16 protein-coding genes and 2 pseudogenes are annotated in these 13,853 nt (G+C 63.2%); 8 read left to right on the top strand and 10 right to left on the bottom strand.

Features of this window, described 5'->3' with window-relative positions:
• The first annotated feature begins 114 nt into the window (after positions 1 to 114).
• The 3 genes from BGP85_RS04080 to BGP85_RS04090 all read left to right on the top strand — a co-directional run bounded on the left by BGP85_RS04080 (position 115) and on the right by BGP85_RS04090 (position 2,282).
• Entirely contained in the window at positions 115 to 642 is a 528-nt protein-coding gene (locus BGP85_RS04080; RefSeq protein ID WP_103447558.1) for an HvfA family oxazolone/thioamide-modified RiPP metallophore, read from the top strand.
• 64 nt (positions 643 to 706) lie between these two features.
• The gene (locus tag BGP85_RS04085; RefSeq protein ID WP_103447557.1) at positions 707 to 1,552 is read left to right on the top strand and encodes an HvfB family MNIO-type RiPP peptide maturase; all 846 of its coding nucleotides are present in this window, start codon (positions 707 to 709) and stop codon (positions 1,550 to 1,552) included.
• The gene (locus tag BGP85_RS04090; RefSeq protein ID WP_103447556.1) at positions 1,545 to 2,282 is read left to right on the top strand and encodes an HvfC family RiPP maturation protein; all 738 of its coding nucleotides are present in this window, start codon (positions 1,545 to 1,547) and stop codon (positions 2,280 to 2,282) included. Before BGP85_RS04085 ends, BGP85_RS04090 begins: the two co-directional genes overlap by 8 nt.
• An 86-nt stretch (positions 2,283 to 2,368) precedes the next feature.
• Here the strand turns inward: BGP85_RS04090 and BGP85_RS04095 are convergent, their stop codons facing one another.
• The 7 genes and pseudogenes from BGP85_RS04095 to BGP85_RS04125 all read right to left on the bottom strand — a co-directional run bounded on the left by BGP85_RS04095 (position 2,369) and on the right by BGP85_RS04125 (position 6,533).
• Positions 2,369 to 2,758, bottom strand: coding sequence for a hypothetical protein (locus tag BGP85_RS04095; protein WP_103447555.1), 390 nt, complete (start codon positions 2,756 to 2,758; stop codon positions 2,369 to 2,371).
• A 142-nt stretch (positions 2,759 to 2,900) separates the two neighbouring features.
• Positions 2,901 to 3,263, bottom strand: coding sequence for a hypothetical protein (locus tag BGP85_RS04100; RefSeq protein ID WP_103466435.1), 363 nt, complete (start codon positions 3,261 to 3,263; stop codon positions 2,901 to 2,903).
• A gap of 21 nt (positions 3,264 to 3,284) precedes the next feature.
• Positions 3,285 to 3,629: a hypothetical protein gene (locus BGP85_RS04105; RefSeq protein ID WP_103447553.1), complete on the bottom strand. Its 345-nt coding sequence runs from the start codon at positions 3,627 to 3,629 to the stop codon at positions 3,285 to 3,287.
• Positions 3,626 to 4,267, bottom strand: coding sequence for a hypothetical protein (locus BGP85_RS04110; RefSeq protein ID WP_146048960.1), 642 nt, complete (start codon positions 4,265 to 4,267; stop codon positions 3,626 to 3,628). Before BGP85_RS04110 ends, BGP85_RS04105 begins: the two co-directional genes overlap by 4 nt.
• A 279-nt stretch (positions 4,268 to 4,546) precedes the next feature.
• A complete protein-coding gene (locus tag BGP85_RS04115; protein ID WP_103447551.1) occupies positions 4,547 to 4,903 on the bottom strand; it encodes a hypothetical protein in 357 nt (118 codons plus the stop codon).
• 102 nt (positions 4,904 to 5,005) lie between these two features.
• A pseudogene (locus tag BGP85_RS04120) lies at positions 5,006 to 5,493 on the bottom strand (BamA/TamA family outer membrane protein); the annotation flags it as partial.
• 86 nt (positions 5,494 to 5,579) lie between these two features.
• Positions 5,580 to 6,533, bottom strand: a complete 954-nt coding sequence (locus BGP85_RS04125; RefSeq protein WP_103447550.1) for a LysR family transcriptional regulator — start codon at positions 6,531 to 6,533, stop codon at positions 5,580 to 5,582.
• Between the two features lie 146 nt (positions 6,534 to 6,679).
• Between BGP85_RS04125 and BGP85_RS04130 the strand changes: the two genes are divergently transcribed.
• The 4 genes and pseudogenes from BGP85_RS04130 (at position 6,680) to BGP85_RS04145 (ending at position 10,421) form a co-directional block, all read left to right on the top strand.
• The gene (locus BGP85_RS04130) at positions 6,680 to 7,507 is read left to right on the top strand and encodes an amidohydrolase family protein (protein WP_103447549.1); all 828 of its coding nucleotides are present in this window, start codon (positions 6,680 to 6,682) and stop codon (positions 7,505 to 7,507) included.
• 41 nt (positions 7,508 to 7,548) lie between these two features.
• Positions 7,549 to 8,896, top strand: a pseudogene (locus BGP85_RS04135) (MFS transporter).
• Positions 8,893 to 9,633 (top strand): SDR family NAD(P)-dependent oxidoreductase, encoded by a 741-nt coding sequence (locus BGP85_RS04140; RefSeq protein ID WP_103447547.1) that lies wholly within the window; start codon positions 8,893 to 8,895, stop codon positions 9,631 to 9,633. The pseudogene BGP85_RS04135 and the gene BGP85_RS04140 overlap by 4 nt, the downstream one beginning before the upstream one ends.
• Positions 9,630 to 10,421 carry a sugar phosphate isomerase/epimerase family protein gene (locus BGP85_RS04145; protein WP_103447546.1) on the top strand — a complete coding sequence of 264 codons (792 nt, stop codon included), beginning with the start codon at positions 9,630 to 9,632 and terminating at the stop codon, positions 10,419 to 10,421. Before BGP85_RS04140 ends, BGP85_RS04145 begins: the two co-directional genes overlap by 4 nt.
• A gap of 28 nt (positions 10,422 to 10,449) precedes the next feature.
• Here BGP85_RS04145 and BGP85_RS04150 read toward each other — a convergent pair whose 3' ends face one another.
• From BGP85_RS04150 to BGP85_RS04160, 3 genes are read right to left on the bottom strand one after another with little or no spacing between them, the layout of a single operon-like run.
• Positions 10,450 to 10,926: a YMGG-like glycine zipper-containing protein gene (locus tag BGP85_RS04150; RefSeq protein WP_103447545.1), complete on the bottom strand. Its 477-nt coding sequence runs from the start codon at positions 10,924 to 10,926 to the stop codon at positions 10,450 to 10,452.
• Positions 10,927 to 10,980: 54 nt separating this feature from the next.
• Positions 10,981 to 12,498, bottom strand: a complete 1,518-nt coding sequence (locus BGP85_RS04155; RefSeq protein ID WP_103447544.1) for an MDR family MFS transporter — start codon at positions 12,496 to 12,498, stop codon at positions 10,981 to 10,983.
• A 45-nt stretch (positions 12,499 to 12,543) separates the two neighbouring features.
• Positions 12,544 to 13,206: a TetR/AcrR family transcriptional regulator gene (locus BGP85_RS04160; protein ID WP_103447543.1), complete on the bottom strand. Its 663-nt coding sequence runs from the start codon at positions 13,204 to 13,206 to the stop codon at positions 12,544 to 12,546.
• A 266-nt stretch (positions 13,207 to 13,472) separates the two neighbouring features.
• Between BGP85_RS04160 and BGP85_RS04165 the strand changes: the two genes are divergently transcribed.
• Complete coding sequence (locus BGP85_RS04165) at positions 13,473 to 13,793, top strand: hypothetical protein (protein ID WP_103447542.1); 321 nt, start codon at positions 13,473 to 13,475, stop codon at positions 13,791 to 13,793.
• Positions 13,794 to 13,853 lie beyond the last annotated feature (60 nt).

Here is a 13,853-nt window from a genome sequence, read left to right on the forward strand (position 1 = left end):
CGGGATACATCCCTGGGGCCAAATGGGCCAGCCCGAACGAACAAGCCTTACGGCCTGCGTTCCCTGGCTCTTTCGCCCTTGAGGCATGACCGTACGACTATCAGGAGAAACACCATGTCCCGTATCCAGTTCCCCAACAAGACCCGTCTCGGCCTGCTGAGCATCGCCCTGGTGGGCGGTATCAACCTGGCTTCCTCGGCGTTTGCCGTCGAGGCACTGCCACAAGGCTATCAACTGGCAGCTGCAGAAAAGGCCGGCGAGGGCAAGTGTGGCGAAGGCAAGTGTGGTGCCAGCGGCGCCAAGGCCAAAGCCACCCAGGCCGAAGGCAAGTGCGGCGAGGGCAAGTGTGGCGCCAGCGGCGCCAAGGCCAAGGTTACCCAGGCTGAAGGCAAATGCGGTGAAGGCAAATGTGGCGACGCTTCGTTCGCCCGCACTGACGCCGACCATGACGGCCGCGTGTCCCGCGCCGAACTGCTGGCCGTGGCGCCAAAGGCCGGTGCCGAGTTCGATGCGATCGATGCCAACCACGACGGCTACCTTTCCGAGGCCGAGGTCTACCAGTTCCGCAAGCACCAGTTCGACGCCAATGGCAATCCATTCCCGACCGACCTGTACAGCAAACTGAGCCAGGCGAAGAACTGACCCTCGGCGGCATCCTCCCCAGGCCGTGGGCCGGGGAGGGCGCTGCACCACAAGGAACAAGCCAATGAGCACTTCTTCAACCCTGCAGGGCGCAGGCCTGGGCTTGCGCCGTGGGCTGTTGCCCGAACTGCTGAACATGGACGCCGGCGCCGTGGACTTTCTCGAATGCGCCCCGGACAACTGGATCGGTGTTGGTGGTGCCTTCGGCGAAGGCCTGGCGCAACTGGCCGAGCGCTATCCGCTGTCCTGCCACGGCCTGTCATTGTCGCTGGGCGGCCCGGCTCCGCTGGACCATGGCTTTCTGCGCCAGATCCGCGCCTTTCTGGACCGTCATCAGGTACCGCTGTTCAGTGAGCACCTGAGCTACTGCGCCGATGACGGCCATCTTTACGACCTCATTCCGATGCCGTTCACCGACGAAGCCGTGCGCCATACTGCCCGGCGTATCGCTGAAGTCCAGGATGCCCTCGGCCGGCGTATCGCCGTGGAGAACATCTCGTACTATGCTGCGCCGTATCAGGCGATGAGCGAGATCGCGTTTCTTCAGGCGGTGTTGAGCGAGGCGGACTGCGACCTGCTGCTGGACATCAACAACATCGTGGTCAATGCCTGCAACCATCGCTACGACGCTGCCGAGTTTCTCGCCCAGGTGCCGGCCGAGCGAGTGGTCTGCCTGCATGTGGCCGGGCACTACGACGAAGCGCCGGATCTGAAGATCGATACCCATGGCGCCAGCGTCAAGCCAGATGTCTGGGGCCTGCTGGTCAGTGCCTACCAGCACCTGGGGCCGGTGCCGACCTTGCTCGAGCGCGACTTCAACCTGCCACCGCTGGCCGAACTGCTGGCCGAGGTGCAACACATTCGCAGCCTGCAACCCGTGGCGCAGGCCCTGGCGGTGCGCCATGGCTGACTCGCTGCGCGAACAGCAACTGCGCATGGCAAGGCATATCCGCGATCCCCAGGCCAATCCGCCGCCGCCCGGTATCGACGCGCGACACCTGGCGGTGTACCGGCAACTGTTCTTCGGCAACCTGCAATCACTGCTGGCCGGCAGCTTTCCGGTGCTGCATGCCAGCCTCGCCACCGAACACTGGCAGGGGTTATGTGAGGAGTTCTATGCCCACCATCGCTGCCATACGCCGCTGTTCACCGAAGTGGGCGCTGAGTGGGTCGAGTACCTGCAAGGGCGTACCGACCAGGCCGACTGGATCGCCGAACTGGCCCATTACGAATGGATCGAAACGGCCTTGCTGCTGAGCGATGCCGCCGAAGCTGAGCATGACCCTGAAGGCGATCTGCTCGAAGGCGTGCCTGTGCTGTCCAGCCTCGCCGTGCCACTGGCCTATGCCTGGCCGGTCAGCCATATTGGGCCGGAGCATCTGCCGGTTGAGGCTCCCGCCGAGCCGACATTGCTGGTGGCCCACCGAGGTGCAGGCCACAAGGTGAGCTTCTTACGTCTGGCACCGCTGGCCCATGCACTGTTGGAGTCGTTGCAAGACCAGCCACTGAGCGGGCGTGAACACCTGGCGGCGCTGGCCGCGGCTGCCGGTGTCGAACCCGCCGCCGTCGAGGCCCAGGGGCTTGCGTTGTTACTCAGCCTCAAGGCCCAGGGCGTGGTGCTCGGCACGCGCTGCGACTAGGTTGGCGACAGCCCAGGCCGTCACCCGCCGACGATGCCAGCAGTGCTGCACCGGCCAGGCCGTCGGGCACAAATGGCTGCCGGGGCCTAGCGGCGATAGTAGCGGTGGTCGTCATCGTAGTGGTGGGCGCGCTCGTTGCGGCGCTCCCATTCGTGGCGGCGTTCGGCTTCACGACGAGCCTGTTCCCGGCGCCATTGCGCGCGACGCCATTCTTCGCGGCGGCGGTCTTCGCTGTGGTAATGCCAGCGGCCGTCGCGCCAGTAGCGGTCGTCATGGGCGAGCAGCGGCCCTTGCTGGCCATCGGCGATGCTGGCCAGATTTGACCAGGGGCTCTGGGCTGGCTTGGCTGGCGTGTGGAGCGCACTGTCAGTGGCCTGGACCGGGTTCGGAGTGTGCATTTGCATCGCCGACGCCGAGCCTGCGGCCGCGAACGCGAACAGGCTGGCGAACAGGAGCTTCGAAAAGTGGAGTTTCATGAATACAGGCAATCCCCTGGTTATCATTGAACATACGGATGCGTTGCCTCTCGAGGCTGCGCGTCCGCTCGCGTGAGCCTGCTCAGATAGACCAGTAATTGCGCAAAAGTTCAGCCTCCTCAGTGCTTTAGTACCTTCAGGGCTATTTGTAGGTCACCGGGCTGGGCGACAGCAAGCCAGTGAGGAAGCTGATCACCGTCATGAGTACGGTCAGGATCGTGTCGGATTTCGTCACTGGGGTTTCGATACTGCTTTCGCTGACACCACTCCCCAGTATCCAGACGGTATACAGCATGACCAGCGTGAAAGAACCGACAATGACGATCCATATTCGATTGGTGGTGGCATCGTTCGGACGTGCCAGGTGCGGGAGCTGTTGTACAGTTTGATCTTTGAGTGCAGTGAGCGCGCTATGCGGATCCTCCTGGATTCTCTGCAGGACTTCAGGGTCTGACAGTGCATTCTTTACCAGCAGCTCGGCAGAGCGGATTTGATTGTCCATCATGTATTTTCCTTTGCAGACCAATTATTGCACGGCACAGCCCAGTGCCCGGTAGATGGCCGACCTGAACACGGCAGTCATGGCGTTGAGAATGGCCTCTGCAAGTTGCAGTGTGACAATGGCAATAGAGCGAAGGCGCAGGCGTGCCACTATCTTCTGGTCATCGAGGAATAGTCCGATATCGTGGTCACTCAATGAGCCGTCTTGGTGCTGTTGATGAAGGAACATCATATCTCTGGCCATGCCGCGACCAAGGCTTTCCACTTCGGCCCGAATGACTGGCCAATCCGACTGAATGATGATTTTTGCGGCGTTGATCGCCTCGAGCAGGACCGCGTCGAGGTCCACGCCATTGATGAGGGTGCTCATGGGGTTATCCTCGAAGACGGTGTGTTGGCTGTCGCGGCCTGGATGGCCAGTATGCTGTCGAAGAGCGTGTTGTTGCGATTTTGCCAAATGGCCTTGTTCAACACCTGATAACTGGCTTGTTGGTGTTCGCGCTGCCACCTATTGACCAGGCACTTGAGATCTACATAGTTGCGTGTGGTCAGGTCGGCGTCGGGAAAGTCGCGCTGCAGCGAATCGCATTCGTTGCCGAGCTGCTCCTCCAGCGACCGCTCGACACGGACGTGCACCTGCTTGCCGGGCTCGCTGAGCGCTGCTGAATTGGCCAGCGCCCGCAGGATGAGGGTGTTGCTTTCGACCAGAAGCTCGTCGTATTCAGCCTGGTATCGATTGAAATGCCCAGGATGCTGACGTGCCTCCTTTGCCCTCAAGGTTGAAAGTTGTTGCTTGCTGACAGGGCTTGCACGTTCGCCCTTGAACAGTAGCGTTGCTGCGTTTTTGTAGAAGGCTTCTGTGGTTTTATAGAGTTCGGCATCGTCGGGTTGAGCCAATGTCACCGTACAACCTGATAGAGCGATGTTGCTGAGTAACGCGGCGGCAATCAGTGTTTTCTTTTTCATATTCACCCAGCTGCTTCGATAGCGGTAACTGTTCAGGCGCATCGTTGAAGCGCGTCGTCGCAGTCGAGGCAGGGAAATATATGAAAATACATATTTCGCTGAACAGGTTTAAATAGTTACAGAAAGTTTGATGTGCGAGAGGTTGTGCGGGTTTTCTGAAAGTTTTAAGAATGACTGGAAAGTATTGGCCTGAGGGGCGGGAAGTTGTTGCGCTGATGTTGAATATTCAGCTTGACGTCAATGTGAAGATTGCAGTTTCAACAAGGCGCTTGCGCGTCAAGGTGGAAACGCCAAGGGTCCAATGCCACACCAGTGGCGCCATCAGGCGCCATCTGAATCAGCCCGATCGCTGAGCCATACCAGTGGCCGGCCCGGGTCGTCGCTGCCCATGCGTGCGAAGGTTTGCGACTCGAGCATGGCCTTGACCTGCCTGCCGAGGGCCAGCAGCCGCTCGGCGAAACCCGGGCCGATGCTGCCATTGTCCTCCAGCGACAGGCCGCTCTGGCTGTACTGGATTGCCAGGTAGTAGTGGCTGGCGTCGTCGCCACTGGCCGCAAGGATCACCGTGAAACGTGGGCCCAACACGGTGCTAAGGCGCTGCTGCAGCAGGTCGAGCAGCGAGGCGGGGCTGTCTTCGTGCAATGCCGAGGCCAGGGCGGTGGGGGCGAAGGGTGGCATGTGGTTACCTGCAAGGCATGTTCATATGTCTCTCAGCTTAGGCAAGGTGACTGTCAACTTGGGTTAAGCGAGGGTAAAAAGCAGTAATTTGTGCGCCCTGAGTCAGAAGGTCTGCCCCAGGGAGAACTGGATGATCTGCGTCTCGGTGTTGTCCGGCTTTTTCAGCGGTGCCGCCAGGCTGAAGCTCAGCGGCTCCATCGGGCTGTACCAGATCACGCCCACACCCACCGACACCGCCAGCTGGTTTAGGTCGACGTTGCCGCAGCCCTGGGTGGTGGACAGGTAGCAGGTGTCGGCATAGACGTTGCCGGCGACGACGAACACCGAGCTGCTAATTGGCTCTGGTTCTTGATGAACGGCAGCGGGAAGATGTACTCGGCGCCGCCGGTGATCAGGATATTGCCGCCAAGCACGTCGGTGTTGCGGTCGGAGTAATAGGCCTGGCCAGCGCTTGAATAGGTGCCGGTGGCCGGAGTGCTGCGTGGGCCGAGGGTGCCGTCCTTGAAACCGCGTAACCAACCCTGGCCGCCAGCGGTGTAGCTTTCGTAGAAGGGCAGGCCGTCGGTGGAACCGTAGCCGTTGCCGTAGCCCGGGTTGATGTCGTCGTGCTGCAGGGGCAGGCCGTAGGTCAGGCGCTGAAAGTGCTGCGGCGAACACCCGGAAGCCCTCAATCACTTCAACCCGGTGGCAGCATGAACCCGTCAATCCCCCGGCCGAGCCCAACGGCCTGATCATGCAACACCCGCATCAGGTGCAGCGCCGACTGCGTCGGCGGCTCGAAGCGCGAGTAGACGAAGCTGATGTCGAAATGGATCTCGTCGACCAAGGGCACCACGTGCAGGCCGCTGTCCTGCGCGACGAACTCGTCGATCACACTGATGCCCATGCCCTGCTTGACCAGTGCCACGGCTTCGTTGGCATTGGTGAACGACAGCAGGGAATCCAGCTGCAGGCCGCGTCGCTCGATGTGGCCGGCCAACAGCTGGCCGAAGGGCATGTCCGGGCGAAACAGCAGCAGCGCATGGCCCTGCAGCTGTTCCAGCGTCAATGACGACGCTTGCGCCAGTGCATGGTCGGCTGGCATCACCACCACCATGCGCCCGCGCATGAAGGCCTGGGAGTGCAGGTGGTCGTGGATCACCGGCAATGCGGCGATCGACAGGTCGACGGTCTTCGACAGGATCTGGTTGGGCATGGCGTGCATCAGCGAAGTCTGCCATTCGATCTGCAATGACGGCGCTTCGCGTTTGAGCTGAGCCAGCGCGGCGGGGATGACGACAGTTGACAGCGAGGCACTGCAGGAAATGCGCAGCGTGCGGTGGGTGCCGGCGGCCAGGGAGTGGGCGCAGGCGTTCACCTGCAAGGCCGCCTGGTACACCCGCTCGACCTCGCGGTACAGCACCTGCGCCTCGGCCGTGGGTACCAGGCGGTTGTTGATGCGCTCGAACAATCGATAGCTCAGGCGCCCCTCGATGTAGCCGATCAGCTTGCTCACAGCCGGCTGGGACACGTAGAGCAGCTTCGCTGCCGCGCTGATCGAGCCGGTCAGCATCACCGCGCGGAACACTTCCATGTGCCGCAGTTTGAACACCATCGTCGTGCCGTCCGGGTTTTCCTGAGCGGGGATCATGCCTATTACCTTCGGTTATGGTCTTCGCCATCTGTGTATGAGCGCTGGGCAATCGCCCGCAGTATCGTGAACCCAGGCAAATCGCCCTGGCGGCGAACAATAACAAGATCTGCAGGCAAGCGCAGTGGCGCTTGAAGGAACCGCGCTTGAACATCTACGACGAACCCAAGATCGATTGCCATAACCATTTGTTTGACCCCGCACGCTTCGCCTACCACCCAAGCGCCCCTTACGCGCCGTCGGGCCAGGAGGTCGCCACCCTGGCCCAGTTCAACCAGGTGATGGACGCCTATGGCGTGCGCCATGCGTTGCTGGTGGGGCCGAACAGTGGCTACCACACCGACAATGGCCTGCTGCTGCACGCACTGGCGGCTGGCCAGGGGCGCTTCAAGGGAATTGCGGTGGTCGAGCGGCAGATCGGCCTGGACGCATTGGCCGCTCTGCACGAGCAGGGCGTGGTCGGTGTGGCTTTCAACCCGGCGCTGTACGGCGTGGCGAGCATGCGTGATGCCGAGCCGCTGTTCGGCAAGCTGGCTGAGCTTGGCATGTTCGCCCAGGTGCAGGTCTGCGAAGACCAGCTGCTGGACCTGCAATGGCTGGTCGAGGCTACTTCGGCGCCCCTGCTGATTGACCACTGTGGCCGCCCGGATGCCGCCGCCGGCCTGCAGCAGGCCGGCTTCCAGGCCCTGCTGCGGCTGGCCCGCAGCGGGCGGGCCTGCGTGAAGCTGTCAGGCATGCAGAAGTTCGCCGATGCCGATGGCCTGTATAAGCAAAGCCACGCCTACGTGCAGGTATTGCTCGATGCGTTCGGCCCGGATGCCTGCGTGTGGGGCTCGGACTGGCCGTTCATCCGCCAGCAGGCGCGGGTCGACTATGGCCCGCTGCTGAAGCTGGCCGAGCGGTTGATGCCGGAAGCCCGTCTGCGGCGCAAGGTCATGTGGGACACCCCGCGGCGCCTGTTCGGTTTTGCCTGAATTCCTGCACTTGCCAATCCAATAACAAGAGAGCAATCGCCATGAGCACTGAGCAGCCAATCGGCGTCGGGGTGTTCGACACCCCCGCGCGCGCAACAACGGACCCGCACCCGGTTCATGATCCTTGCGCTGATTTCCGGTGGCACCATGATCAACTACCTGGACCGCAGCGTGATGGGTATCGCCGCCCCGAGCATCAGCGCCGACCTGGGCCTGAATGCAGCGATGATGGGGGTGATCTTCTCGGCGTTTTCCTGGACCTACGCCGCAGCGCAGATCCCCGGCGGCATCCTCATCGACCGCCTGGGCACCAAGTTCACCTACTGGCTGGCGTTGACCCTGTGGTCGCTGTTCACTGGCCTGCAGGGCCTGGCTCAAGGCTTTCTGTCGTTGCTGGGCATGCGCTTTCTGGTCGGCGTGACCGAGGCGCCGTGCTTCCCCACCAACAGCCGCGTGGTGGCGACCTGGTTTCCGCAGCGCGAAAGGGCTCGGGCAACTGGCATCTACACCTTTGCCGAGTACACCGGGCTGGCGTTCCTCACGCCATTGCTGTTCTTGGTGCTGCATGCCTATGGCTGGCGCTTCTTGCTGATGGCAGTGGGGCTGCTGGGCATACTCTATGGCCTGGTGTGGTGGCGCAAGTACCACGAGCCACACCAGTCGACGTCGGCCAACCAGGCAGAGCTCGACTACATTGCCGCCGGCGGTGGGGTGGTCGATGGCGGGCAGAAGGCCGCGCAGTTCCACTGGTCGCAGATCCCGGCGCTGCTCAAGCACCGCAACATGCTCGGCATCTGCCTGGGGCAGTTCGCCTGCAACTCGACCAACGTGTTCTTTCTGACCTGGTTCCCCACATACCTGGTTACCGAGCGGCACATGCCCTGGCTCAAGGTGGGTTGGGTAGCGGTACTGCCGTTCATTGCCGCCTCGCTGGGCACGCTGGTCGGCGGCTGGATTTCCGATGCACTGCTGCGCCGGGGCCATTCGCTGAACCTGGCGCGCAAGCTGCCGGTGATCGCCGGGTTGCTGACCGCGTCGATCATCGTGCTGGCCAACTATGTCGAGTCGGACGCGCTGGTGATCAGCATTCTCTGCGTCGCTTACTTCGCCCAAGGCATGTCGGCCCTGGCCTGGATGATCGTGTCCGACATTGCGCCGAAAGGGCTGCTGGGCCTGAGCGGCGGCTTGTTCAACCTGTTCGCCAATGCCGCCGGCATCGTCACCCCGCTGACCATCGGCCTGATTGTCACTGCCACCGGCTCGTTCGTCTGGGCGCTGGCCTTCGTCTCGATGATCACCGCGCTGGGCGCGCTGTGTTACCTGTTCATGGTGCGCGACCTGCGTCGCCTGCCGGATATCCCTTCTGTTGAAAATGGAGCAAGACAATGAGCCAACCCCTGCACGGGCAAACTGCAATCGTCACCGGCGGCATGCGCGGCATCGGCCTGGCCATCGCCCAGCGCCTGCACCAGGCCGGCGCCCAGGTGGTGATCTGGGACCTCGCGGTCGATGGCTGGAACACGGCTGAAAACGGTTTCGAAACGGTGCTGCGCCAGGCCGTGGATGTGTCCTCTCTGGAGTCGGTGGAGGCGGCGTTCGGCCAAGTGCTGGCCCACGTCGGCCAGGTCGAGATCCTGGTCAACAACGCCGGAATCAACGGCCCGGTGGTCGCCTCGTGGGAGTACCCGCCAGAAGCCTGGGACAAGGTCATCGCCATTGACCTCAACGGTGTCTTCTACTGCTGCCGCACCGCCATCCCGCACATGCGTGAGCGCGGTTACGGGCGCATCGTCAACGTTGCCTCGATGGCCGGCAAGGACGGCGTGCAGTACATCTCGGCGTATTCTGCGGCCAAGGCCGGGGTCATCGCCTTCACCAAGGCGGCGGCGAAGGAGTTGGCCCAGGACGGCGTACTGCTCAACTGTATTGCGCCGGCCATGGTCGAGACCCCGCTGATGGCGGAAATGACTTCGGAACACGTCGCCGCCAGCAAGGCCAAGATCCCCATGGGTCGGTTCCTCAAGGTCGAGGAGATCGCCAACATGGTTAGTTGGATCGCTGGGCCGGAATGCAGCTTTACCACCGGGTTCGTGTTCGACCTCAGTGGTGGAAGGGCGACCTATTGAGGCCGCTGGGGGTTGCCCACCTGACGGCGCTGGACCTGGCGCCGGTGGCGTTGGTGCGTGAGGCGGCGCGGGCCGGCTTCAGTGCCGTGGGGCTGCGGTTGCATCCGGTAATGCCGGGCGCGCAGGCCTACCCGCAATCGGTCGGCAGCCCCGCGGCCCGCGAACTGCAGCGGGTGCTGGCGGGCGAGGGCATGCGGGTGAGTGATATCGAGTTCGTGTCGCTCACTGCGCATTTGCAGATCGCCGAATGCGAGGCATTGCTGGCTGCGGGGGCTGAGCTAGGGGCCGTCAGCCTTACCGTCTCGGGTGATGACGACGACCCGGTGCGGCTCTCCCACACCTTTGCGGCGCTCTGTGAGTTGTCCAGGGGCTACGGCCTGCGCGTGGACCTTGAGTTCATGCGCTGGCGGGCGGTGGCGAACGTGCAGCAAGCGGTGGCCGTGGTCGCCGGGGCCGGGCAAGGGAATGCCGGAGTGCTGGTGGATGCGCTGCACCTTTATCGCTCGGGTGGGGATGAGCAAGCGCTTGCCCAGGTTGACCCGCGTTACCTGCGGGCTTTGCAGTTGTGCGATGCGCCGCTGCAAGCGCCGGTCGAGACGTTGATCATTCAGGAGGCACGGGAAGGGCGGTTGTTGCCGGGGGACGGGCAATTGCCGTTGGCAGCGCTGATTAACGCTCTGCCAGCTGATGTGCAAGTCAGCGTGGAAACACCTTCGGCGTTGTTTGCGCCTGAAATGCGCTTGAAAACTGCCTATGAAACAACCCGGTCATGGCTAAGCCGAGTTTGAAACCTGGGGCCGCAGAGCGGCCCCGATTTCAAGGGTTGACCTGGTAGCCACGCCCCTGCAGGCATCCGCTGTAGGCGCTGGCATGCGCCGAGCTTTGTGCCTCGCCCTGGTTGCGCCGGTCCTGGCGGCGCTCCTGGCGTTGCCGCGAGGCGCCTACCGCAGCACCGGCGGCTGCCCCTTGGCCTGCACGGTTCTGCCGATATTCCTGCTTGGCATCGTCGCTGGCCCGGTCATACACCTCGTCATGCTGATTGCCACGCACCTGGGCACCTACCGCACCCGCTGCGGCACCGGCCGCCGCGCCCTTGACCCTGCCGCCGACATGGCTGCCAGAAGTACTGCTGCTGGCGCTGTTAGCGGCATTGGTCGCCACGGTGTTGCAGTCGTTGATGTCCAGCTGCATCTGCTGGCTGCTCTGGCCCTTGAGCGGCACCACCGACTGGGCCTGGGCTGCTGAAGCAGCACACAGCATTATCAGTACGTAGCTCCACGTGAACGCACGCATTGCACACCTCCACAGGATAGGATTCGCACCTCACAGCATAGCTGGGTGCTGCGCTCAGTGAGCGGTACGCAGCGGCACCTCGCGCAGCAGCCAAGACAAGGCAAAGGCCACACAGGTAATCACCGCCGCCACCAGGAAAACCCCATGCATGGCCCCGGAGAATGCATCCAGATACGCCTGCTGCAGCGGCGCCGCCAAGGCATGCACCGCCGTCGGCGAGAGGCTCGCGGCACCGCCACTGCTGGCCGCGAAATCGCTCGGCAGGCCATCGAGCAGGGCATGGGAAAACAATGCGCCGAACACCGAAACCCCCACCGAACCGCCAATTGATCGGAACAGCGTGGCCCCGGAAGTCGCCACGCCCATGTGGCGCCGTTCAACGCTGTTCTGCACTGCCAGGATCAGCACCTGCATCACCATGCCCAGGCCTGCGCCAAGCAGCCCCATGTACAGGTTCATCCGCCACATCGGCGTGCCCAGTTCCAGGCTGCTGAGCAGCCCCAGGGCGACCACCTGCAGCAGCGTGCCCACGATCGGGAACACCCGGTAGCGCCCCCAGCGACTGATCAATCGCCCGGTAATCGCCGACACCACCAGCAAGCCACCCATCAACGGCAGCATCTGCAGGCCGGCGCTGGTGGGCGAGGCGTCCTTGACCACCTGCATGTACAGCGGCAGGAAGGTCACCGAGCCGAACAGCGACACGCCGACAATCAAGCCGATCAACCCGGCCAGCACGAAAGTCCGGTGGCGGAACAGGTGCAGCGGCATGATCGGCTCGGCCGCACGGCGTTGCTCGAATACGAAACCGACCAGGCCGATGATGGCGAACAGCGCCAGGCACAGGACATCCAGCGAAGCCCAGGGCAGCAAGCCGCCACCCAGGCTGGTGATAAGCACCAGCGCGCCCAGGGTGATGGTGAGGAAGAACGCACCGATGTAGTCGACCACATGCTTGACCGGGGCCACGTGCGGGCGGAACACGCCGCCGATCACCACGACGGCCAGCAGGCCCAGCGGCAGGTTGATGAAGAAGATCCAGTGCCATGACAGGTGTTCGACCAGAAACCCGCCGATCAACGGGCCAACCACGGTGGCCAGGCCGAACACGCCACCGAACAGGCCTTGGTAGCGGCCCCGCTCGGCGGGTGGAATGACGTCGCCGATGGCCGCCATGGCCACCACCATCAGGCCGCCGCCGCCCAGGCCTTGCAGGGTGCGGAACAGGATCAGCTGAGTCATGTCCTGGGCCAGCCCGCACAGCACCGAGCCGAGCAGGAACAAGGCAATGGCGATCTGCAGGACGCGCTTGCGCCCGTAGAGGTCGCCGAACTTGCCATACAGCGGCACGACCACGGTGGAAGCCAGTAAATAAGCCGTGACCACCCAGGACAGCCAGCGCAACCCGCCGAGGTCGCTGACGATGGTCGGCAGCGCGGTGGACACGATGGTCTGGTCCAGTGCGGCGAGGAACATCACCAGCATCAGGGCGCCGAGCAGCAGCGCAATGGAGGCCTGGGTGCCCGGTTCGGCCTGTACGGAGGAGGGCGCGTCAGCGGATGTCGGTTGCATGCAGTTGCCTTGAGCCTGTGGGTGCGATCGAGCGTCCATGTGCGGTCAGCAGCCTTTGCCGTTGGCGTGCTGGCGGCCGGCTTCCTGCAGGCCGGCCAGGGCGAAGCTGAATAGCTGGGCAGACACGTCTTCGGCCGGCATGCCGAGGATTTCGTGGAGGGTCCCGGTGGACCCGCGGGGGCCGATCAACAGCATCGCCCAAGGTGCGGTGACGCAGAGGATGCAGCGGGTCAGTGCCGGGTCGCTCTGGGGAATGGCGGTGATCTCGCTGAACAGGCCCTTGAGCAGCGACAGCTTCAGCGGTGCCTCGGCTTGCAGGTGGGCCTGGCCGTGCGGGCTGGGCGCGAGGATTTCCGCGGCCAGCACGCGCAGGTGCCAGTTGTCGCGACGCTGCGTGGCCTTGCGCACGACCAGTTCGACCAGTGCCCGCAACTTTTCCGCCGCCGGTTGCTCGGCGAGGGTGATCCGCTGCAGGTCGCTGATGTCGAGGAAGCGCCGCCGTGCTTCGTCGAGCACGGCCAGGTACAGGCCATTGCGGCTGCCGAAGTGGTAGTTGATCGAGGCCAGGTCGACCTCGGCCTTGGCGGCGACGGCCTTGTTGCTGGCTTCGGCATAACCCACGGCGGCGAACAATTCGCCTGCGGCCTGGAGGATGCGTGTGCGGGTGGCTTCGCCGTCCTTGCGCGGTTCGCGCGGTGTGGTGGCCATGGTGCGATGCTCTCGATTCAGTGCAATGACACAGAGCGTGATCCTGTTATAAGTTAAATTCAATTTAAATTTAATTATCGCGCCTGGCCAGCGACAGACGGTGTCGCTGCGTTGCTCCCGGATGGCGCACGCCGCTAGGGGGAGAGGCCCGAGTTGTGGTATACAACTCGGGAACTGACACCACCTTCGCTGGCACCCGGATGCGTCGCGGCGGGTTGGTGATTTCCTTGCACCTGCTCCTTTTACTGTGAAACGGAGATTCGAAGATGACCGCCACCGACCGTCTGAGCCTGCTGCAGTACGAGCACTTGGGCCTGGACGATGCTGCCGCTGCCGAGTTCAAGGTGGCGCTGGAGGAACTGCGCAAACTGGCGCTGGAAGACCGCTACGAGCATCCAGCAGCCCTGCACCTGGGGGATATCGCCGACGCCGAGAACCGTCAGGAGCTGGCTGAAACCAAAGGCTGGGGTATCGGCTTCCTGCAGGGCCTCACCTGTGCCAAGGCTTTTCCGCCCGAACAGCTGGAGGCCATGCGCAAGGTGTTCCAGGCGGCCGCAGAGCGCGCCGTGAAGCGCATGTGCAGGTGATCCAGGGTTATTCGATCAGCAGGTTCGCCTGATCCAGAAGGCCGGGGACCGATGTAAAGC

The sequence above is a fragment of the Pseudomonas putida genome (assembly GCF_002906855.1).
Taxonomy (GTDB): Bacteria; Pseudomonadota; Gammaproteobacteria; order Pseudomonadales; family Pseudomonadaceae; genus Aquipseudomonas; species Aquipseudomonas putida_N.

Coding starts and splice junctions, on each gene's coding strand:
- BGP85_RS04085 (WP_103447557.1), top strand. CDS start 707: ATGAGCACTTCTTCAACCCTGCAGGGCGCAGGCCTGGGCTTGCGCCGT.
- BGP85_RS04155 (WP_103447544.1), bottom strand. CDS start 12,498: ATGCAACCGACATCCGCTGACGCGCCCTCCTCCGTACAGGCCGAACCG.
- BGP85_RS04100 (WP_103466435.1), bottom strand. CDS start 3,263: ATGATGGACAATCAAATCCGCTCTGCCGAGCTGCTGGTAAAGAATGCA.
- BGP85_RS04115 (WP_103447551.1), bottom strand. CDS start 4,903: ATGCCACCCTTCGCCCCCACCGCCCTGGCCTCGGCATTGCACGAAGAC.
- BGP85_RS04150 (WP_103447545.1), bottom strand. CDS start 10,926: ATGCGTGCGTTCACGTGGAGCTACGTACTGATAATGCTGTGTGCTGCT.
- BGP85_RS04160 (WP_103447543.1), bottom strand. CDS start 13,206: ATGGCCACCACACCGCGCGAACCGCGCAAGGACGGCGAAGCCACCCGC.
- BGP85_RS04095 (WP_103447555.1), bottom strand. CDS start 2,758: ATGAAACTCCACTTTTCGAAGCTCCTGTTCGCCAGCCTGTTCGCGTTC.
- BGP85_RS04125 (WP_103447550.1), bottom strand. CDS start 6,533: ATGATCCCCGCTCAGGAAAACCCGGACGGCACGACGATGGTGTTCAAA.
- BGP85_RS04080 (WP_103447558.1), top strand. CDS start 115: ATGTCCCGTATCCAGTTCCCCAACAAGACCCGTCTCGGCCTGCTGAGC.
- BGP85_RS04165 (WP_103447542.1), top strand. CDS start 13,473: ATGACCGCCACCGACCGTCTGAGCCTGCTGCAGTACGAGCACTTGGGC.
- BGP85_RS04090 (WP_103447556.1), top strand. CDS start 1,545: ATGGCTGACTCGCTGCGCGAACAGCAACTGCGCATGGCAAGGCATATC.
- BGP85_RS04140 (WP_103447547.1), top strand. CDS start 8,893: ATGAGCCAACCCCTGCACGGGCAAACTGCAATCGTCACCGGCGGCATG.
- BGP85_RS04110 (WP_146048960.1), bottom strand. CDS start 4,267: ATGCGCCTGAACAGTTACCGCTATCGAAGCAGCTGGGTGAATATGAAA.
- BGP85_RS04105 (WP_103447553.1), bottom strand. CDS start 3,629: ATGAGCACCCTCATCAATGGCGTGGACCTCGACGCGGTCCTGCTCGAG.